Source organism: Serratia sp. NGAS9, from assembly GCF_009905295.1.
In the GTDB taxonomy this organism is placed as follows: Bacteria; Pseudomonadota; Gammaproteobacteria; order Enterobacterales; family Enterobacteriaceae; genus Serratia; species Serratia bockelmannii.
Map to the genome: position 1 here is coordinate 439,948 of NZ_CP047605.1, position 20,368 is coordinate 460,315.

At 57.4% G+C, this 20,368-nt stretch carries 18 protein-coding genes and 2 tRNA genes; 16 read left to right on the forward strand and 4 right to left on the reverse strand.

From position 1 onward, the window contains the following. Positions 1 to 22: 22 nt before the first annotated feature. Genes pmrB through dacB form a run of 3 tightly spaced genes read right to left on the reverse strand, consistent with a single transcriptional unit; the run spans position 23 to position 3,185 of the window. Positions 23 to 1,084, reverse strand: a complete 1,062-nt coding sequence (gene pmrB, locus GUC32_RS02020; protein WP_025305048.1) for a two-component system sensor histidine kinase PmrB — start codon at positions 1,082 to 1,084, stop codon at positions 23 to 25. Next, positions 1,081 to 1,743, reverse strand: coding sequence for a two-component system response regulator PmrA (pmrA, locus tag GUC32_RS02025; RefSeq protein ID WP_019453348.1), 663 nt, complete (start codon positions 1,741 to 1,743; stop codon positions 1,081 to 1,083). The genes pmrB and pmrA overlap by 4 nt, the downstream gene beginning before the upstream one ends. Positions 1,744 to 1,751: 8 nt before the next feature. Next, positions 1,752 to 3,185, reverse strand: a complete 1,434-nt coding sequence (gene dacB, locus GUC32_RS02030; protein WP_025305050.1) for a serine-type D-Ala-D-Ala carboxypeptidase — start codon at positions 3,183 to 3,185, stop codon at positions 1,752 to 1,754. A 256-nt stretch (positions 3,186 to 3,441) separates the two neighbouring features. Between dacB and greA the strand changes: the two genes are divergently transcribed. Next, entirely contained in the window at positions 3,442 to 3,918 is a 477-nt protein-coding gene (gene greA / locus GUC32_RS02035) for a transcription elongation factor GreA (protein WP_025305051.1), read from the forward strand. 112 nt (positions 3,919 to 4,030) lie between these two features. Here greA and yhbY read toward each other — a convergent pair whose 3' ends face one another. Then, positions 4,031 to 4,324, reverse strand: coding sequence for a ribosome assembly RNA-binding protein YhbY (yhbY, locus tag GUC32_RS02040; protein WP_004933536.1), 294 nt, complete (start codon positions 4,322 to 4,324; stop codon positions 4,031 to 4,033). A gap of 143 nt (positions 4,325 to 4,467) precedes the next feature. Here yhbY and rlmE point away from each other — a divergent pair, with 143 nt between their 5' ends. From rlmE to nlpI, 15 genes are all read left to right on the forward strand, one after another. Further along, positions 4,468 to 5,097, forward strand: coding sequence for a 23S rRNA (uridine(2552)-2'-O)-methyltransferase RlmE (gene rlmE / locus GUC32_RS02045; RefSeq protein ID WP_004933533.1), 630 nt, complete (start codon positions 4,468 to 4,470; stop codon positions 5,095 to 5,097). Positions 5,098 to 5,153: 56 nt separating this feature from the next. Beyond that, positions 5,154 to 7,085 (forward strand): ATP-dependent zinc metalloprotease FtsH, encoded by a 1,932-nt coding sequence (gene ftsH / locus GUC32_RS02050; protein WP_004933529.1) that lies wholly within the window; start codon positions 5,154 to 5,156, stop codon positions 7,083 to 7,085. Positions 7,086 to 7,177: 92 nt separating this feature from the next. Further along, positions 7,178 to 8,014, forward strand: coding sequence for a dihydropteroate synthase (folP, locus tag GUC32_RS02055; RefSeq protein WP_025305052.1), 837 nt, complete (start codon positions 7,178 to 7,180; stop codon positions 8,012 to 8,014). A 4-nt stretch (positions 8,015 to 8,018) separates the two neighbouring features. Further along, the gene (glmM, locus tag GUC32_RS02060) at positions 8,019 to 9,356 is read left to right on the forward strand and encodes a phosphoglucosamine mutase (protein ID WP_025305053.1); all 1,338 of its coding nucleotides are present in this window, start codon (positions 8,019 to 8,021) and stop codon (positions 9,354 to 9,356) included. A gap of 220 nt (positions 9,357 to 9,576) precedes the next feature. Next, a complete protein-coding gene (gene secG, locus GUC32_RS02065) occupies positions 9,577 to 9,912 on the forward strand; it encodes a preprotein translocase subunit SecG (protein WP_004933519.1) in 336 nt (111 codons plus the stop codon). 69 nt (positions 9,913 to 9,981) lie between these two features. Next, positions 9,982 to 10,068: transfer RNA gene (locus tag GUC32_RS02070), tRNA-Leu, on the forward strand. A gap of 60 nt (positions 10,069 to 10,128) precedes the next feature. Continuing rightward, positions 10,129 to 10,205, forward strand: a tRNA-Met gene (locus GUC32_RS02075). Between the two features lie 217 nt (positions 10,206 to 10,422). After that, on the forward strand, positions 10,423 to 10,875 hold the full coding sequence (gene rimP, locus GUC32_RS02080; RefSeq protein WP_004933515.1) for a ribosome maturation factor RimP: 453 nt from the start codon (positions 10,423 to 10,425) through the stop codon (positions 10,873 to 10,875). Between the two features lie 21 nt (positions 10,876 to 10,896). Then, positions 10,897 to 12,405 carry a transcription termination factor NusA gene (gene nusA / locus GUC32_RS02085; protein ID WP_019453340.1) on the forward strand — a complete coding sequence of 503 codons (1,509 nt, stop codon included), beginning with the start codon at positions 10,897 to 10,899 and terminating at the stop codon, positions 12,403 to 12,405. A gap of 23 nt (positions 12,406 to 12,428) precedes the next feature. Continuing rightward, positions 12,429 to 15,116, forward strand: a complete 2,688-nt coding sequence (gene infB / locus GUC32_RS02090) for a translation initiation factor IF-2 (protein ID WP_004933511.1) — start codon at positions 12,429 to 12,431, stop codon at positions 15,114 to 15,116. Positions 15,117 to 15,186: 70 nt separating this feature from the next. Further along, the gene (rbfA, locus tag GUC32_RS02095; RefSeq protein WP_004933508.1) at positions 15,187 to 15,597 is read left to right on the forward strand and encodes a 30S ribosome-binding factor RbfA; all 411 of its coding nucleotides are present in this window, start codon (positions 15,187 to 15,189) and stop codon (positions 15,595 to 15,597) included. Further along, positions 15,597 to 16,541 carry a tRNA pseudouridine(55) synthase TruB gene (gene truB / locus GUC32_RS02100; RefSeq protein WP_025305054.1) on the forward strand — a complete coding sequence of 315 codons (945 nt, stop codon included), beginning with the start codon at positions 15,597 to 15,599 and terminating at the stop codon, positions 16,539 to 16,541. The genes rbfA and truB overlap by 1 nt, the downstream gene beginning before the upstream one ends. 124 nt (positions 16,542 to 16,665) lie before the next feature. Then, the gene (gene rpsO / locus GUC32_RS02105; RefSeq protein ID WP_004933502.1) at positions 16,666 to 16,935 is read left to right on the forward strand and encodes a 30S ribosomal protein S15; all 270 of its coding nucleotides are present in this window, start codon (positions 16,666 to 16,668) and stop codon (positions 16,933 to 16,935) included. A gap of 256 nt (positions 16,936 to 17,191) precedes the next feature. Then, on the forward strand, positions 17,192 to 19,309 hold the full coding sequence (gene pnp / locus GUC32_RS02110) for a polyribonucleotide nucleotidyltransferase (RefSeq protein ID WP_025305055.1): 2,118 nt from the start codon (positions 17,192 to 17,194) through the stop codon (positions 19,307 to 19,309). A gap of 128 nt (positions 19,310 to 19,437) precedes the next feature. Further along, positions 19,438 to 20,322 carry a lipoprotein NlpI gene (gene nlpI / locus GUC32_RS02115; RefSeq protein ID WP_025305056.1) on the forward strand — a complete coding sequence of 295 codons (885 nt, stop codon included), beginning with the start codon at positions 19,438 to 19,440 and terminating at the stop codon, positions 20,320 to 20,322. Positions 20,323 to 20,368 lie beyond the last annotated feature (46 nt).

The following is a 20,368-nucleotide window of genomic DNA, read 5'->3' on the forward strand; positions in this document are numbered from 1 at the left end:
GCTCAGCAACGCTGGGCCCTTGTTATTTGAGCGCCTTTTCCGGCAACCAGCACTGGGCGTTCAGGCCGCGCGCATCGCGGCGGTTTTCCAGCGTCAATCGCCCCTGGTGCAGTTGCGCGATGCGGATCACGATATTCAGGCCCAGTCCGCTGCCGCCGTAGCGTTGATCCATGCGGCGAAACGCCTGCGTCAGCTCCCCAACCATCTCTTCCTTGATACCCGGGCCATCGTCGATGACCTGCAGCAGATAGCCGCTGTCTTGCGGCGTTAATCGCACCTGTATCGCGCCGCCTTCCGGGCCGTAACGGTGGGCATTTTCGACCAGGTTGCGCAGCAGCAACCGCAGCAGCACCGGATCGCCGTTCACCGCGGCGACGGCCGGCAATTGCCAATCCAGCGTCTGCCCGCGTTGGGCGGTCATTTCGTCGAGTTCTTCGCGCAGCGGTTGGATCACATCGGCCACCCAATCGAAATGCTGATAATGGCCGCTGGCGAAGTCTTGCCCGGCGCGCGACAGCATCAGCAACTGCTCGACGGTGTGCATCAGTTGATCGATGCGGGCGATCAGCGCCTGGCTGCCCTTGACGCCCTGCTTTTCCATCAGTTCTAGGTGCAGGCGGATGCCGGCCAGCGGCGTGCGCAGCTCGTGGGCGGCGTCGGCAGTGAACAGGCGTTCCTGTTGAATGGTGTTATCCAGCCGTGAGAACAACTGATTGAGTGCATTGGTGACCGCTACCATTTCCTGGCTGTCGCTGGTGATTGGCAGCGGCGTCAGGTTATCGGCAGAGCGCTTTTCCAGCCGCTGCTGCAATTGGTTTAGCGGGCGGATGATCCAGCTGATGGCCCAAAACGACGCCAGCAGCGTGACGACCATCATGATCAGCGAAGGCGCCAGCAGCGACGCGATGGCCTCGGCGATCTCGGTATCGACGCGCTCGGTACGCACTTTGGCGGACAGGGTTTCATCCACCAGGAAACTGATCTGCTCCTGGCTTTCGTGCCACAGCCAGAAGGCGCTGATGAGTTGTGTGACCAGCAGGATCAGCGCCAGCATCAGCAGCAGGCGGCGGCGCATGCTGATCATGACGAGGGTTCCAGGCGGTAGCCGATGCCGCGCACGGTGCGGATGCGATCCTTGCCCAGTTTGCGGCGCAGGTTGTGGATGTGCACCTCCAGCGTGTTGGAACCCAGGTCGTCCTGCCAGGTGTAGAGATCCTGCTGCAGGAGTTCACGATTGACCGTCTGCCCGGCACGCATGATAAGACGCGCCAGAATGGCAAACTCTTTCGGCGTAACTTCCACCGGCTGTTGCTGCAGGTAGACCTGCTGGCTGGAGAGGTTCAACTGCAGGTCATCCACCTGCATCAGATTGTCGCTGTGGCCCTGGTAGCGCCGCAGAAGGGCCCGCACGCGCGCCTGCAGCTCAACCAGCGCGAAGGGTTTGACCAGGTAGTCATCGGCGCCGGCATCCAGCCCGTCGACGCGATCTTCCAGGGCATCACGGGCGGTCAGGATCAGCACCGGCAGATCGATCTGCTGGCGGCGCCACTGCCGCAGCAGTGCGGCGCCGTCCATGTCCGGCAGACCGAGATCCAGGATCACCATGCTGTATTGGCTGGTGATGAGTAGGCTGTTGGCCTCCGCCGCCGTGGCGGCGCAGTCGCAGACGTAACCTTCGCCGGTCAGCGCCAGTGCCAGCCCCTGTTGCAACAGTTCATCATCCTCAACGACCAGCAGCTTCATGACGATCCTCAGTTGTTTTGGTAAATATCCCGATACAGGCGGCTTTCGAAGCGCACCAGCGGGGCGCGGCGCTGTTTCTGATCTTCCGGCGGCACGGCGTAGCCGGAGAGATACTGCACGAAGGCCATGCGCTGGCCGCTGGCGGTGGTGATGAAGCCCGCCAGGTTGTAGACGCCCTGCAGCGCGCCGGTCTTGGCCGACACTTTGCCGTCGACGCCGGCTTCGTGCAGGCCGCCGCGGTAACGCAGGGTACCGTCATAGCCGGACAGCGGCAGCATCGAGATGAAGTTCAGCTCGTTATCGTGCTGAGCGATGTACTGCAGCGCCTGCATCATGGTCGCCGGCGCCAGCAGGTTGTGGCGCGACAGACCGGAGCCGTCGGCGATGATGGTATTACCCAGATCGATGCCGGCCTTCTGGCGCAGCACCTGCCGCACCGCATCGGAACCCGCTCGCCAGGTGCCCGGCACGCCGAAGCGTTCGTGGCCGATGGTGCGGAAGACGGTGTCGGCGATCATGTTGTCCGATTTCTTCAGCATGATCTTCAACAGATCGTGCAGCGGCGCCGACTGGGTTTGCGCGATCACCGTGCCGGTGATGCCAGGGCGCGTCTGGCGCTTCAAGTGCCCGTCGATCTGGATACCGGCCTGGGTCAGTTCGTCTTTCAGGATGGCACCCGCGTAGCTGGCACCGTCCTGGATGGCGAAGGCCAACGGCAGCGGTTCGCTGCGCTGCGTCAGGCAGCCGGTCAGGGTAAAGCGGTTCAGCTCGCCCGGCACCACGTCCAGCTCGCAGTACTGCGCGTCTGCTGAACCGCGCGCCAGGGTGCGCACCTGGCTAAACATATTGACCGGATAATAGGAGGCGACGCGGATAAACGCCATGTCGCCCGGATTCGGCGCGCTGTACAGCGAGACCGAGAAACAGTTGCGATCGACGATGGCGGCGGCCGGCGGCGCGCTGAAGCACTGCGTCAGATCGTTCCACGGCCAGCCGGGCGCCTTGTCATGGCTGGCGAAGACCGAGGTATCGACCAGCACGTCGCCGCTGATTTGGCGCACGCCCTGTTTCTTCAGGACGGCCACCATATTGCGCAGGCTCTGGCGCTTGAAGGTCGGATCGCCGCTGAAGCGGGCGATCAGGTTGCCGCGCAGCACGCCATCGCGGATATCGCCCTGGCTCTCCAGCGTGGTGGTGAAACGGTAATCGGGCCCGAGTTGCAGCAAGGCCGCCAGCGCGGTCAGCACTTTTTGGGTACTGGCCGGCAGCGCCATCTGCTGAGAGTGATAATCGATCGTCGGCGCGCCGGCACCGATTTTCTGAACGACCAGGGCAAGGTTGGCCCCATCAGGCAGATATTGTGTGTACTCTTCAACCGGGGCCGCATTCGCATTCAGAACAAATGCGCAAGCCAATGCACTGACAATTCGTGAAAAACGCATAATCTCGGGATAACAGCTGGATAACGTGCCGTCATACTACGGTGCAATCAGGGAAAAAGTAAACGATGACCCTCAAGGAACTCTAGGCTAAAATGCGTATCAAAATGCAAAACCAATCTTGGCTTGGGCCTCGTTCCGAGTCAGGTTTCTTTTGTTTGTCGCCTGGAGGCGGGTGGCGGTATGCCAACCGTGTTTTCATACGAATACGTCAGGATGACGGTTATTTGAACAGGAAAGATTTAGAGGTATTTATACGATGAACCAAATTCCGATGACCTTGTTTGGCGCTGAAAAACTGCGCGAAGAGCTCGAATATCTGAAAAGCGTGCGCCGCCCGAAAATCATTGCGGATATCGCTGACGCCCGTGAGCACGGCGATTTGAAAGAGAATGCCGAGTACCATGCCGCCCGTGAACAGCAGGGTTTCTGCGAAGGCCGCATTCAGGAAATCGAAGCCAAGCTGTCCAATGCTCAGGTGATCGATATCACCAAGATGCCGAACACCGGCCGGGTGATCTTCGGTGCCACCGTATCGGTGATGAATCTGGACAGTGAAGAAGAAGTGACTTACCGCATCGTTGGCGACGATGAGGCCGATTTCAAGAAAAATCTGATTTCGGTAAACTCGCCGATGGCGCGCGGCCTGATCGGCAAAGAGCAAGACGACGTGGTGGTGATCAAAACCCCCGGCGGCGACGTGGAATACGAGATCCTGAAGGTCGAGTATCTCTGATCGAGGCCGTTGGTCATTAATGCGCCAACGTTTTGTAAAGATAGGAAAAAGGCCGCAAGCGGCCTTTTATCTTCGTCAGGCGCATGGCACCTTTTCGTTAACCTGATGGTTATTAACGCGGTAGACTGATCTTGCGCTCTTTCGACGGGCGGTAAAGAATAAGCGTACTGCCGATAACTTGCACATTGCAGGCGCCCGTTTCACGCACGATAGCGTCGGCGATCAGGGTTTTGGTTTCGCGATCTTCAGCGGCGATTTTTACCTTGATCAGCTCATGATGCTCCAGAGCCTGTTCAATTTCAGCCAGCACCCCTTCGGTAAGACCGTTATTGCCCAGCATTACCACCGGTTTTAACGGATGCGCCAGGCCTTTCAGGTGCTGTTTTTGTTTATTATTCAGATTCATTGTCTTTTTTGCTTAAGTTGGGATTGAAAACGGTACATTCTACCGCCATCTCATGTATATCACCAAATCGGTCTTCACCGGTGTGAGTCTACGTGAGCAGCGACCCTGACATAAGACTCTTTTTATGATAGTTGGAAAACGAGATGGCTAATAAAAAGCGTTCGGCTAGCTCCAGTCGCTGGTTACAAGAACACTTTAGCGATAAATATGTGCAGCAGGCGCAGAAAAAGGGACTGCGTTCCCGTGCCTGGTTTAAACTTGATGAAATACAGCAGAGCGACAAACTGTTCAAACCGGGAATGACCGTGGTTGATCTGGGCGCCGCACCGGGCGGCTGGTCGCAGTATGTGGTCACCCAAATCGGCGGTACCGGGCGCATCATCGCCTGTGATATTTTGCCAATGGATCCTATCGTTGGCGTCGATTTCCTTCAGGGCGATTTTCGTGATGAACTGGTGCTGAAGGCGCTGTTGGAACGAGTAGGCGAGAGTAAGGTTCAGGTGGTCATGTCCGATATGGCCCCGAATATGAGTGGCACCCCGGCGGTCGATATTCCAAGGTCGATGTATCTGGTGGAGTTGGCGCTGGATATGTGTCGTGATGTCCTCGCACCAGGCGGAAGTTTCCTGGTGAAGGTGTTCCAGGGAGATGGCTTTGACGAGTACCTACGGGAAATTCGCTCCCTGTTTACGAAGGTTAAGATTCGTAAGCCAGACGCTTCCCGCGCCCGTTCGCGCGAAGTGTACATTGTAGCGACAGGGCGCAAACTGTAGTACCCTAACGCTGTTTGTTAACACAGTTGTAAGATGAGGTTAATCCCTTGAGTGACATGGCGAAAAACCTAATTCTCTGGTTAGTCATCGCGGTAGTGTTGATGTCTGTATTCCAGAGCTTTGGGCCCAGCGAGTCGAATGGCCGTAGGGTGGATTACTCTACCTTCATGTCCGAACTGACCCAGGACCAGGTTCGCGAAGCGCGAATCAACGGACGTGAAATTAACGTTACCAAGAAAGACAGTAACAAATACACGACCTACATCCCTGTCAACGATCCTAAGTTGCTGGATACGTTGTTAACGAAGAATGTGAAAGTTGTCGGCGAGCCGCCTGAAGAGCCGAGCCTGCTGGCTTCTATCTTTATCTCTTGGTTCCCGATGCTGTTGCTGATCGGGGTCTGGATCTTCTTTATGCGGCAAATGCAGGGCGGCGGCGGCAAGGGCGCGATGTCCTTCGGCAAGAGCAAGGCCCGCATGCTGACGGAAGACCAGATCAAGACCACTTTCGCCGATGTCGCCGGTTGTGACGAAGCGAAAGAAGAGGTGAGCGAACTGGTGGAATACCTGCGCGAACCGAGCCGTTTCCAGAAGCTGGGCGGCAAGATCCCGAAAGGCGTGCTGATGGTTGGCCCGCCGGGGACCGGTAAAACGTTGTTGGCGAAAGCGATCGCCGGCGAAGCGAAGGTACCGTTCTTCACCATTTCCGGTTCCGACTTCGTCGAAATGTTCGTCGGCGTGGGTGCATCCCGCGTGCGCGACATGTTCGAACAAGCGAAGAAAGCCGCGCCGTGCATCATCTTCATCGATGAAATCGACGCCGTCGGTCGCCAGCGTGGCGCCGGCCTGGGTGGCGGTCACGATGAGCGTGAGCAGACCCTGAACCAGATGCTGGTTGAGATGGACGGTTTCGAAGGCAACGAGGGCATCATCGTCATCGCGGCGACCAACCGTCCAGACGTGCTTGACCCTGCGCTGCTGCGCCCGGGCCGTTTCGACCGTCAGGTCGTGGTCGGGCTGCCGGATGTGCGTGGCCGTGAGCAGATCCTGAAGGTGCACATGCGCCGCGTGCCGTTGGCTGCCGACATCGACGCCTCCGTCATTGCGCGTGGTACGCCGGGCTTCTCCGGTGCCGACCTGGCCAACCTGGTCAACGAAGCGGCGCTGTTCGCCGCCCGCGGCAACAAGCGCGTGGTGTCGATGGTGGAGTTCGAAAAAGCCAAAGACAAGATCATGATGGGTGCGGAACGTCGCTCCATGGTGATGACCGAAGCGCAGAAAGAGTCGACCGCGTATCACGAAGCGGGCCACGCCATCATTGGCCGCCTGGTTCCTGAACACGATCCGGTACACAAGGTCACCATCATTCCTCGTGGTCGGGCGCTCGGTGTGACCTTCTTCCTGCCGGAAGGGGATGCGATCAGCGCCAGCCGTCAGAAGCTGGAGAGCCAAATCTCCACCCTGTACGGCGGTCGTCTGGCGGAAGAGATCATCTACGGGCCGGAAAAAGTCTCTACCGGTGCGTCGAACGACATTAAAGTGGCGACCTCCATTGCCCGCAACATGGTGACCCAATGGGGCTTCTCCGAGAAGCTGGGGCCGCTGCTGTATGCGGAAGAAGAGGGTGAAGTGTTCCTGGGCCGTTCCGTGGCCAAGGCGAAGCACATGTCGGATGAAACCGCGCGTATCATCGACCAGGAAGTGAAGTCGCTGATCGAACGTAACTACACGCGTGCTCGTTCGCTGTTGATGGAAAATATGGACATCCTGCATTCGATGAAGGATGCGCTGATGAAGTATGAAACTATCGATGCGCCGCAGATCGACGATCTGATGAACCGCAAAGACGTGCGTCCGCCGGCGGGCTGGGACGATGCGAACAAAGGCAACAGCTCCGACAACGGTGGCACTCCGAAAGCCCCGACGCCGGTAGATGAGCCGCGCACCCCAACGCCGGGCAACACCATGTCCGAACAGCTCGACAAGTAACAGCGGCTGTGTAATAACATCAAACCCCGGTACGCCGGGGTTTTTTTTTGCCCGGCGGGCAGTGAACCAGGCAACAGTAAGGTGGACCAACCATGCAGTTAACCGTGCGCGACATGACGCTCAACCTCTCCTATCCGCAGGTGATGGGTATCCTCAATGTGACGCCGGATTCGTTTTCCGACGGCGGCCGTCACAACACCCTGAACCAGGCGCTGCTCCACGCGCATGCGCTGATTTCGGCCGGTGCCACGATGATCGATATCGGCGGCGAATCGACAAGGCCGGGGGCAGCTGAGGTGAGTGAAGAGGAAGAATTGGAACGGGTCGTGCCGGTGGTGGAAGCGCTGGCGCAGCGCTTCGAAGTCTTCATCTCGGTCGATACCTCGAAAGCGGGCGTGATCCGCGAATCGGCGCATGCAGGCGCACATCTGATTAACGACATTCGTTCGCTGCAGGAGCCGGGTGCCCTGGCGGCGGCGGCGGAAAGCGGTCTGCCGGTCTGTCTGATGCATATGCAAGGGCAGCCGCGCACCATGCAGCAGGCGCCGCATTACGATGACCTGATTACCGATGTTCAGGCGTTTTTCGAGCATCATATTCAGCGCTGTAACGAGGCGGGGATAACAAATCAGAAATTGCTGCTCGACCCAGGCTTCGGTTTCGGTAAAAATTTGGCGCACAACTATCAGCTTCTGGCACGGTTGTCGGAGTTTCATCGTTTCGGTTTGCCGCTATTGGTCGGCATGTCGCGTAAATCGATGATTGGGCAACTGCTGAACGTGCCGCCGGATCAACGGGTTATCGGCAGCGTGGCCTGCGCGGTAATCGCGGCGATGCAGGGTGCGCAGATTGTCAGAGTGCATGACGTTAAAGAAACCGTCGAGGCGATGCGTGTCGTCGAGGCAACACTTTCAGCTAAGGGACAGTAGAAACATGAGCGAGCGCAAATATTTTGGCACCGACGGCATCCGTGGCAAGGTCGGGGACAGCCCCATCACGCCGGACTTCGTGCTGAAGCTGGGCTGGGCGGCCGGTAAAGTGCTGGCGCGTCACGGTTCCCGCAAGATCATCATCGGTAAGGATACGCGCATCTCCGGCTATATGCTGGAGTCCGCTCTGGAAGCCGGTCTGGCGGCCGCTGGATTGTCCGCCTCCTTCACCGGGCCGATGCCCACGCCGGCGGTGGCCTACCTGACGCGTACCTTCCGCGCCGAAGCTGGCATTGTCATTTCCGCTTCGCATAACCCGTTCTATGACAACGGTATCAAGTTCTTCTCAATCGACGGCGCCAAACTGCCGGACAACGTCGAAGAGGCAATTGAAGCCGAGATGGAAAAACCGCTGACCTGCGTGGAGTCCGCCGAGCTGGGTAAAGCCAGCCGTATCATCGACGCCGCCGGCCGTTACATCGAATTCTGCAAAGGTACCTTCCCGAGCGAGCTGAGCCTGAAGGGGCTGAAAATCGTGGTCGACTGCGCCAACGGGGCGACTTACCACATTGCGCCGAGCGTGCTGCGCGAACTGGGCGCCACGGTGATCGCCATCGGTGTTGAGCCGGACGGTATGAATATCAACGAAAAATGCGGTGCTACCGACGTGCGTCAGCTGCAGGAGCGCGTGCTGCAGGAAAAAGCGCACGTTGGCCTGGCGTTTGACGGCGACGGCGACCGCGTGATGATGGTGGATCACCTCGGCAACAAGGTGGATGGCGATCAGATCCTGTACATCATCGCCCGCGAAGGCCTGCGTCAGGGGCAGCTGCGCGGCGGCGCGGTCGGTACCCTGATGAGTAATATGGGGCTGGAGTTGGCGCTGAAACAGCTGGGTATTCCGTTCGCTCGCGCCAAAGTGGGCGACCGTTACGTGCTGGAGAAACTGCAGGAACTGGGCTGGCGCATCGGTGCGGAAAACTCCGGCCATGTGATCCTGCTGGACAAAACCACCACCGGCGACGGCATCGTGGCCGGGCTGCAGGTGCTGACTGCCATGGTGCGCAACCACATGAGCCTGCATGACCTGTGCAGCGGCATGAAGCTGCTGCCGCAGATCCTGGTCAACGTCCGCTTCGCCGGCGAGCATAATCCGCTGGAGTCTGAAGCGGTGCGTAAGGTCACCGAGCAGGTGGAAACCGAGTTGGCCGGCCGTGGCCGGGTGCTGCTGCGTAAATCGGGCACCGAGCCGCTGATCCGCGTGATGGTGGAAGGCGAGGACGAGCAGCAGGTGACCGCGCTGGCGCATCGCATCGCCGATGCGGTGAAATCCGCAGGTTAAAACAGACAGTTAGCCATCGGGCTTGGCATCGCTGAGCCCGAATAGATGATTGTTGGCGTTTTTTTCCGCAAACGCGCCGGCGGCAGCAAATTGCCCTTGCGCGGGTTGGCGGCTTTGGTTAGTATTCACACCCGCTTCAGTAGGCAGTTTGTAAAAACGCCTGCTTGATGAGTGTGAAGCATTTGGCATGCGGTGAGGCCGCAAGGATACGGGTACTACTATGTACGAAGCTCTTCTAGTAATTTTCCTGCTGATCTCAATCGGGCTGGTTGCTCTGATTATGCTACAGCAAGGTAAAGGCGCTGATATGGGAGCCTCTTTCGGAGCAGGTGCATCAGGCACATTGTTCGGTTCGAGTGGTTCCGGTAACTTTATGACCCGCATGACTGCTGTGCTGGCGACGCTGTTCTTCGTCATCAGCCTGATTCTGGGCAACCTCAGCAGCAACCAAAGCAAGAAAGGCAGTGAGTGGGAAAACCTGGGTCAGCCAGTGAAAACTGAGCAGACGACCGCGCCGGCAGCACCAGCTAAGCCGAGCAGCGACATCCCGCAGTAAGCCGCAAAAAGTTTGTAAACGGTGGTTGTGAACTCGAAGGAACAACGGCCGTTAGCAGTAAGAATCAGTACCGAGGTGGTGGAATTGGTAGACACGCTACCTTGAGGTGGTAGTGCCCTAACGGGCTTGTGGGTTCGAGTCCCATCCTCGGTACCAAATCCCAGAGATAACTTGCAATTTTGCGATTATCGGCGTAGTATTTGCCACGTTTTCGGACGCGGGGTGGAGCAGCCTGGTAGCTCGTCGGGCTCATAACCCGAAGGTCGTCGGTTCAAATCCGGCCCCCGCAACCACTTTCCTTTAAGTGTTTATTTTCAAATACACTTTTCGATTGAAACCCGCTTTTCTCGATCAACATTTGAAAATGACACTTGCTCGAAAGTTGTACCGAGGCCGCCTAGCGGCAAACAGGGTCCAGTTGCATAAAGCCCCGATTTTTCGGGGTTTTTTGTTATTTGGCAACAGAATCACTGGGCTATTTAGCCCTTTTTTTATGTCTTGGGGGTGGGCTTGTCCACATTAGAGCAACAGTTAACAGAGATGCTTTCGGCACCCGTAGAAGCGTTGGGCTTTGAGCTTGTAGGCATCGAATTCATTCGTGCGCGCCAATCGACGCTCCGCATCTATATTGATAGTGATAACGGCATCAATGTTGATGATTGCGCTGATGTCAGCCACCAGGTCAGCGCTGTATTGGACGTCGAAGATCCAATCACGGTCGCTTACAACTTGGAAGTCTCCTCTCCTGGCCTTGATCGCCCGATGTTCACCGCAGAACACTATACGCGTTACCTCGGTGAAGAAGTCAGCCTGGTCCTGCGCATGGCGGTACAGAACCGTCGCAAGTGGCAGGGTATTATCAAGTCTGTCGAAGGCGAGATGATCACGGTTACTGTGGAAGGGAAAGATGAAGTGTTCGCGCTGAGCAACATCCAGAAAGCGAACCTGGTACCCCACTTTTAAAGTTTGGAAGAGGCAACTAGGATGAACAAAGAGATTCTGGCTGTTGTTGAAGCAGTTTCCAATGAAAAATCCCTTCCGCGCGAGAAGATTTTCGAAGCGCTGGAAACTGCATTAGCCACCGCAACCAAGAAAAAATACGAGCAGGAAATCGACGTGCGCGTCAGCATTGACCGTAGAACCGGCGATTTCGACACCTTCCGCCGTTGGGTCGCCGTAGACGAAGTGACTCAGCCGACGCGTGAAATCACGCTGGAAGCCGCTCAGTTTGAAGATCCGAGCATCGAGCTCGGCGGCTACGTCGAAGATCAGATCGAATCTGTGACCTTTGACCGTATCACCACCCAAACCGCCAAGCAGGTTATCGTGCAGAAAGTACGTGAAGCCGAGCGTGCGATGGTGGTCGACGCTTTCCGTGAACACGAAGGTGAGATCGTCACCGGCGTGGTGAAGAAAGTGAACCGTGACAGCATCGCGCTGGATCTGGGCAACAACGCCGAAGCGGTGATTGGCCGTGAAGACATGCTGCCGCGCGAAAACTTCCGTCCGGGCGATCGCATTCGCGGCGTACTGTACGCCGTGCGTCCTGAAGCTCGCGGCGCGCAGCTGTTCGTCAGCCGTTCCAGCTCGGAAATGCTGAAAGAACTGTTCCGCATCGAAGTGCCGGAAATCGGCGAAGAAGTGATCGAAATTAAAGCGGCAGCCCGCGATCCAGGCTCTCGCGCGAAAATTGCAGTGAAAACCAACGACAAGCGCATCGACCCGGTCGGCGCCTGCGTAGGTATGCGCGGTGCGCGCGTTCAGGCCGTGTCGAGCGAGCTCGGCGGCGAACGCATCGACATCATCCTGTGGGATGATAACCCCGCGCAATTCGTCATCAACGCCATGGCGCCGGCCGACGTCGCGTCGATCGTGGTAGACGAAGATAACTGCACCATGGATATCGCCGTTGAAGCCAGCAACCTGGCACAGGCGATCGGCCGTAACGGCCAAAACGTGCGTTTGGCTTCCCAGCTGCTGAAACAACACCGCGGCGACGATCGTTGGGAACTGAACGTGATGACGGCGGACGACCTGCAGGCCAAGCACCAGGCCGAGGCTCATGCCGCTATTGATACCTTCACCAAGTATCTTGATATCGACGAAGATTTCGCCACCGTACTGGTTGAAGAAGGCTTCTCCACGCTGGAAGAGCTGGCCTACGTGCCGATCAAAGAGCTGTTGGAAATCGACGGTCTGGATGAAGATACGGTTGAAGCATTGCGCGAACGCGCCAAAGCTGCATTGACCACGCTGGCCCTGGCACAAGAAGAAAGCCTGGGCGACAACAAACCGGCCGACGATTTGCTCAACCTGCCGGGTCTTGAGCGCAGCATGGCCTTTAAACTGGCCGCGCGTGGGGTTTGTACGCTGGAAGATCTTGCCGAGCAGGGTGTTGACGATCTGGCTGATATTGAAGGGCTTAGCGATGAGCAAGCCGGTGAGCTGATCATGGCTGCACGCAATATCTGTTGGTTTGGCGACAACGCGTAATAACTGTAGCAGGAAGGAACAGCATGACGACAGATGTAACCGTAAAATCGCTGGCAGCAGAGATTCAGACTCCGGTTGATCGCCTGGTACAGCAGTTTGCTGATGCAGGGATCAACAAGTCCGAGTCGGACTCTGTTACCCAGCAAGAAAAAGAAACATTGCTGGCGCACCTGAACCGTGAACACGGCAGCGCGCCAGGTAAACTCACTTTGCAGCGCAAAACGCGCAGCACCTTGAATATCCCGAGCACCGGCGGTAAAAGTAAATCGGTGCAAATTGAGGTCCGCAAGAAACGCACTTATGTAAATCGCGATACGCAGGAAGCCCAGTTGGCTGAAGCGGCAGAGCAGGCACAGCGTGAAGCGGAAGAGCAGGCACGGCGCGAAGCGGAAGAGCTCGCAAAACGCGAAGCGGAAGCGAAGCGCGCAGCCGAAGAGCAAGCCAAACGTGAGGCCGCGGAGATTGCTAAGCGTAATTCAGCGGAAAAAGAAAAAGTGACCAATCAACATACCGACGAAATGACCAAGCCAGCTCAGGCGGAAAAAGCACGCCGTGAAGCCGAAGCCGCTGAACTGAAACGTAAAGCGGAAGAGGAAGTGCGCCGCAAGGTTGAAGAGGAAGCCAAGCGCGTGGCGGAAGAAGCCCGTCGCATGGCCGAAGAGAACGGCGAGAAGTGGGCCCAGGCCGACGCGGCAAGCGCTGCGGTTGAAAGTGCCGACTATCACGTGACCACCTCTCAGCATGCGCGTGCCGCAGAAGACGAAAACGACGCCAAAGTTGAAGGCGATCGTCGTAGCCGCACCCGCGGCGGCAAAGCGACCAAGCAGAAGAAAGGCAACAAGCTGTCCGAATCCAAAGCGGATCGCGAAGAAGCGCGTGCCGTTACCCGTGGCGGTAAAGGCAAACGCAAGCCTAGCGCTCTGCAGCAGGGCTTCAACAAGCCGGCGCAGGTGGTTAACCGTGACGTGGTGATCGGTGAAACCATCACCGTGGCCGAGCTGGCCAACAAGATGGCGGTAAAAGGTTCTCAGGTCATCAAAGTGATGATGAAGCTGGGCGCGATGGCCACCATCAACCAGGTTATCGACCAGGAAACCGCACAGCTGGTTGCCGAAGAGATGGGCCACAAAGTTATTCTGCGTCGTGAAAACGAGCTGGAAGAAGCGCTGATGAGCGACCGTGATACGGGCGCTGCGGCTGAGCCGCGCGCGCCGGTCGTGACCATCATGGGCCACGTTGACCACGGTAAAACCTCTCTGCTGGACTACATCCGCTCCACCAAAGTGGCGGCGGGCGAAGCCGGCGGCATTACCCAGCACATCGGTGCCTACCATGTAGAAACCGAGAACGGCATGATCACCTTCCTGGACACCCCGGGCCACGCCGCGTTTACCTCGATGCGTGCTCGTGGTGCTCAGGCGACTGACATCGTGGTTCTGGTGGTGGCGGCCGACGACGGCGTGATGCCACAGACCATCGAAGCTATCCAGCACGCGAAAGCGGCGCAGGTGCCGTTGGTGGTTGCGGTGAACAAAATCGACAAGCCGGAAGCCGATCCGGACCGCGTTAAGCAGGAACTGTCTCAGTACGGCGTTATGCCGGAAGAGTGGGGCGGCGAAGCGCAGTTCGTTCACGTGTCCGCGAAAGCCGGTACCGGTATCGACGAGCTGCTGCAGGCTATCCTGCTGCAGGCCGAAGTTCTGGAACTGAAAGCGGTACGCAGCGGCATGGCGAGCGGCGTAGTGATCGAGTCCTTCCTGGATAAAGGCCGTGGCCCGGTGGCTACCGTACTGGTTCAGGAAGGTACGCTGAACAAGGGCGACATCGTCCTGTGCGGCTTCGAATACGGCCGTGTGCGTGCGATGCGTGACGAGCTGGGCCGTGAAGTGACCTCTGCCGGTCCGTCTATCCCTGTGGAAATCCTGGGTCTGTCCAGCGTGCCTGCAGCGGGTGACGAAGCGACCGTGGTGCGCGACGAGAAGAAAGCGCGTGAAGTGGCGCTGTATCGTCAGGGCAAGTTCCGCGAAGTCAAACTGGCGCGTCAGCAGAAGTCCAAGCTGGAAAACATGTTCGCCAACATGACCGACGGTGAAGTGTCCGAGCTGAACATCGTACTGAAGTCCGATGTGCAGGGTTCTTGCGAAGCGATCAGCGACTCGCTGCTGAAACTCTCTACCGACGAAGTGAAGGTGAAGATTGTCGGCTCCGGCGTAGGTGGGATCACCGAAACCGACGCGACGCTGGCTGCGGCTTCCAACGCCATCATCCTGGGCTTCAACGTGCGTGCCGACGCTTCTGCGCGCCGCGTGATCGAAGCGGAAAGCCTGGATCTGCGTTACTACTCCGTGATCTATAACCTGATCGACGAAGTGAAGCAGGCGATGAGCGGTATGCTGGCGCCGGAATACAAGCAGCAGATCATCGGCCTGGCCGAAGTGCGCGACGTGTTCAAATCGCCTAAGTTCGGCGCTATCGCCGGCTGTATGGTTACCGAAGGGACCATCAAGCGTCACAACCCAATCCGCGTACTGCGCGACAACGTGGTTATCTATGAAGGCGAGCTGGAATCCCTGCGCCGCTTCAAAGATGACGTTAACGAAGTCCGTAACGGCATGGAATGTGGTATCGGCGTTAAGAACTATAACGACGTGCGCGTCGGCGACATGATCGAAGTGTTCGAAATCATTGAGATCCAACGCACCATCGCTTAACGATTGCACATCTGCTTATATCTGTTTACGGGGGGCCTTTGTGCCCCCCGATTTGTCTGGAGAATCCAAAATGGCAAAAGAATTCAGCCGCGGTCAACGCGTGGCGCAAGAGATGCAGAAAGAGATTGCGATCATTCTGCAGCGTGAAGTTAAAGATCCGCGCGTCGGCATGGCGACCGTTTCCGGCGTGGAAGTGTCCCGCGATCTGGCGTATGCCAAGGTTTACGTCACCTTCCTGAACGTGCTGACCGAGAACCACGATCCGGATCTGGTCACCAACGGCATCAAAGCGTTGCAGGACGCTTCCGGCTATATCCGTACCCTGCTGGGCAAAGCGATGCGCCTGCGCGTGGTGCCGGAGCTGACCTTCGCTTACGACAACTCCCTGGTGGAAGGCATGCGCATGTCCAACCTGGTGACCAACGTGGTGAAGAACGACGCCGAGCGCCGTTCCGCCTCAGGCGATGACAAGGAGGATTAATGAGTCGCCCTCGTCGCCGCGGCCGTGACATCCACGGCGTGCTGTTGCTGGACAAGCCGCAGGGGTTGTCGTCCAACGATGCGCTGCAAAAAGTAAAACGTCTGTACAACGCCAACCGAGCGGGCCATACCGGCGCGCTCGATCCGTTGGCGACCGGCATGCTGCCTATTTGCCTGGGCGAAGCGACCAAGTTTTCGCAATACCTGCTCGATTCCGACAAGCGCTATCGGGTGATCGCCAAGCTGGGGCAGCGTACCGATACCTCCGACGCCGACGGCCAGATCGTGCAGGAGCGCCCGGTGAATTTCACCCAGGCGCAGCTCGACGCGGCGCTGGACACCTTCCGTGGCGACATCCAGCAGGTGCCGTCGATGTATTCGGCGTTGAAATACCAGGGCAAGAAACTCTACGAGTATGCGCGCCAGGGGATTGAAGTGCCGCGCGAAGCGCGCAGCATCACGGTGTACGAGCTGCAGTTTATCCGCTGGGAAGGGGATGAGCTGGAGCTGGAGATCCACTGCTCGAAAGGCACCTACATCCGCACCATCACCGACGATCTCGGCGAGCTGCTGGGCTGCGGCGCGCACGTGATCTATCTGCGCCGCCTGCAGGTGGCGACTTATCCGATTGCGCGCATGGTGACGCTGGAACAGCTGAACGCTTTGCTGGCGCAGGCGCAGGAACAAGAAATCGCGCCCGGCGAGCTACTCGATCCGCTGCTGATGCCGATGGATAGCCCGGTTGAGAACTATCCGGAAGTGAATTTGCTGCCGGTGGTTGCGGGTTACGTCAAGCAGGGGCAACCGGTGCAAGTCGCCGGCGCGCCGGCTTCCGGCCTGGTGCGTATCACCGAGGGTGAAGAGCGAAAATTCATCGGCGTTGGCGACATCGCCGAGGATGGTCGCGTGGCGCCGCGCCGCCTGGTGGTCGAGCATTTCGACTGACGGCGGGGCACTGCGTCACCTTGCGATCGCACTGCGCTAAGAGTAGAATGGCGCAGCTTATGCATTGGGTTGCTGAATTAGAGATCGGCGCCTGTTTTTATTATCTATAATCTGGAGTATTACAATGTCTCTAAGTGTTGAAGCTAAAGCTCAAATCGTAGCTGATTTCGGTCGTGGTACTAACGACAGCGGTTCTACCGAAGTTCAGGTTGCCCTGCTGACTGCGCAGATCAACCATCTGCAAGGCCACTTCTCCGAGCACAAAAAAGATCACCACAGCCGTCGTGGTCTGCTGCGTATGGTTTCTCAGCGTCGTAAGCTGCTGGACTACCTGAAGCGTAAAGATGTAGCACGTTACACCAGCCTGATCGAGCGTCTGGGTCTGCGTCGCTAATCTAGCAAGTTTCAGTGGAAAGGGGCCTATTTTGGCCCCTTTCTTCTAGGAAGCATAAGCAAATCAGGTTAATGTATTACTGATGTTTCCAAACAGGTTCTTCCGTTACAGAGGTTCGCGCGGCTAATGAGAGGCTTTATCTCCTGCCTGAGATAAGGATTGTCATTAGTCGCGAGGATGTAGTGAGAAGGCAAATCGAGTCACAGGCGTGTCGAGTCGTCAATGCGATTGCGCGCCGCTAATCAAGGATATAATTTTGCTGACACCGATCATTCGCAAATTCCAGTATGGCCAGCATACCGTCACCATCGAAACCGGTATGATGGCTCGTCAGGCCACCGCCGCCGTTATGGTGAGCATGGATGACACCGCCGTATTCGTTACCGTCGTTGGCCAGAAAAAAGCCAAGCCGGGCCAGAGCTTCTTCCCGCTGACCGTTAACTACCAAGAGCGTACTTACGCCGCCGGCCGCATCCCGGGCAGCTTCTTCCGTCGCGAAGGCCGTCCGAGCGAAGGCGAGACCCTGACTTCCCGTCTGATCGACCGTCCGATCCGTCCACTGTTCCCGGACAGCTTCCTGAACGAAGTTCAGGTGATCGCGACCGTGGTTTCCGTTAACCCGCAGGTGAACCCGGACATCGTCGCGATGATCGGCGCCTCTGCCGCCCTGAGCCTGTCCGGTATTCCGTTCAACGGCCCAATCGGCGCAGCGCGCGTAGGTTACATCAACGATCAGTATGTGCTGAACCCGACAACTGACGAGCTGAAAGAAAGCCGTCTGGATTTGGTGGTTGCCGGTACTGCAGGCGCGGTGCTGATGGTTGAATCCGAAGCGGAAGTGCTGAGCGAAGATCAGATGCTGGGCGCCGTGGTGTTCGGCCACGACCAGCAGCAAGTGGTTATCGAAAACATCAACTCCCTGGTTGCCGAAGCCGGCAAGCCGAAGTGGGATTGGCAGGCCCCTGCGGTCAACGAAGCGCTGCACGCGCGCGTGGCTGAACTGGCCGAAGCTCGCCTGGGCGACGCTTACCACATCACCGAAAAACAAGAGCGTTACGCTCAGGTTGACGCGATCAAAGACAGCGTGGTTGAAACCCTGCTGGCGCAGGACGAAACGCTGGACGCCGGCGAAATCCAGGACATCCTGGGCAACGTCGAGAAGAACGTGGTGCGTAGCCGCGTACTGCGTGGCGAGCCGCGTATCGACGGCCGTGAAAAAGACATGATCCGTGGCCTGGACGTGCGCACCGGCGTACTGCCGCGCACCCACGGTTCCGCGCTGTTCACCCGTGGCGAAACTCAGGCGCTGGTTACCGCGACCCTGGGTACCGCGCGCGACGCACAGAACCTGGACGAGCTGATGGGCGAGAAGACCGACAGCTTCCTGTTCCACTACAACTTCCCTCCGTACTCCGTAGGCGAAACCGGCATGGTCGGTTCTCCTAAGCGTCGTGAAATCGGTCACGGTCGCCTGGCGAAACGCGGCGTATTGGCTATGATGCCTAAACCGGAAGATTTCCCGTACACGGTTCGCGTCGTGTCTGAAATCACCGAATCCAACGGTTCTTCTTCCATGGCTTCCGTGTGCGGCGCATCTCTGGCGCTGATGGACGCCGGTGTGCCAATCAAGGCTGCCGTTGCGGGTATCGCGATGGGCCTGGTGAAAGAAGCCGATAACTTTGTGGTTCTGTCCGACATTCTGGGTGACGAAGATCACCTGGGCGACATGGACTTCAAAGTGGCCGGTAGCCGCGACGGTATCACCGCGCTGCAGATGGACATCAAAATCGAAGGCATCACCCGCGAGATCATGCAGGTGGCTCTGAACCAGGCCAAGGGCGCGCGTCTGCACATCCTGGGCGTGATGGAACAGGCTATCAGCTCTCCACGCGGCGATATCTCCGAATTCGCACCGCGTATTCATACTATCCGCATCAACCCGGATAAAATCAAAGACGTGATCGGTAAGGGCGGTTCCGTTATTCGCGCACTGACCGAAGAGACTGGCACTACCATCGAAATTGAAGATGATGGTACAGTTAAAATCGCTGCGACCGACGGTGAGAAGGCGAAATTCGCTATCCGTCGTATCGAAGAGATCACGGCAGAGATCGAAGTGGGCCGTATCTACCAGGGTAAAGTGACCCGTATCGTTGATTTCGGCGCATTCGTCGCTATCGGCGGTGGTAAAGAAGGTCTGGTGCACATTTCTCAGATCGCCGACAAGCGCGTTGAGAAAGTGACCGACTATCTGCAGATGGGTCAGGAAGTGCCGGTTAAGGTACTGGAAGTTGACCGTCAGGGCCGCGTGCGTCTGAGCATCAAAGAAGCGATGGCGCCGGAAGCAGGTTCACCTGCGCCTGAAGCAGAATAACTGTATAGATAGTTTTACAGCTCCCCGCCATGGGGTTGGGAGCTGTTCGTATCGCGCGGGTAGGATACCCGCGTTTTAGCAAACGGAGGACAGGACGTTCATCCAATGTTTGTCTTCGGGAGTGGGAAATGAAGCCTTTCTTGCGCTGGTGTTACGTTGCGACAGCACTCATGCTGGCAGGATGCAGCAACCATGATTGGCGTAAAGACGAAGTTTTGGCAATCCCGTTGCAGCCTACGTTGCAGCAGGAAGTGATCCTGGCGCGCATGGAACAAATTCTTGCCAGCCGGGCACTGACGGATGACGAACGCGCACAGCTTTTATATGAGCGCGGTGTGCTGTATGATAGCCTCGGGTTACGTGCATTAGCGCGCAATGATTTCTCGCAGGCGCTGGCGATACGTCCCGACATGCCGGAAGTTTTCAACTACCTGGGCATTTACTTAACGCAGGCAGGCAATTTTGATGCTGCCTATGAAGCGTTTGATTCTGTACTAGAGCTTGATCCAACTTACAATTACGCGCGTTTAAACCGGGGCATCGCACTGTATTATGGCGGCCGCTTCCCGTTGGCGCAGGATGATCTGCAGGCGTTTTATCAAGACGACCCAAACGATCCCTTCCGTTCGTTATGGCTGTATCTGGTGGAGCGAGAAATCGATCCCAAGAAGGCCGAAGTAGCGCTTCAGCAGCGCTATGACAAATCGGACAGAGGGCAATGGGGATGGAATATTGTCGAATTCTACCTGGGCAAGATCAGCGAAAAAACGCTGATGGAACGCCTCAAGGCAGATGCAACGGATAACACTTCGCTCGCTGAGCATCTCAGTGAAACTGACTTCTATTTGGGTAAACACTACCTGAGTCTGGGGGACAAGGACACCGCTTCGGCGCTGTTCAAACTGACGGTGTCTAACAACGTTCACAACTTCGTTGAGCACCGCTATGCATTGTTGGAATTGGCGCTTTTGGGCCAAGAGCAAGACGACCTATCGGAATCGGACCAGCAATAGCTGACGAACACCTATCAGCCTGATGAACATTGGTTTTTAACCAAAG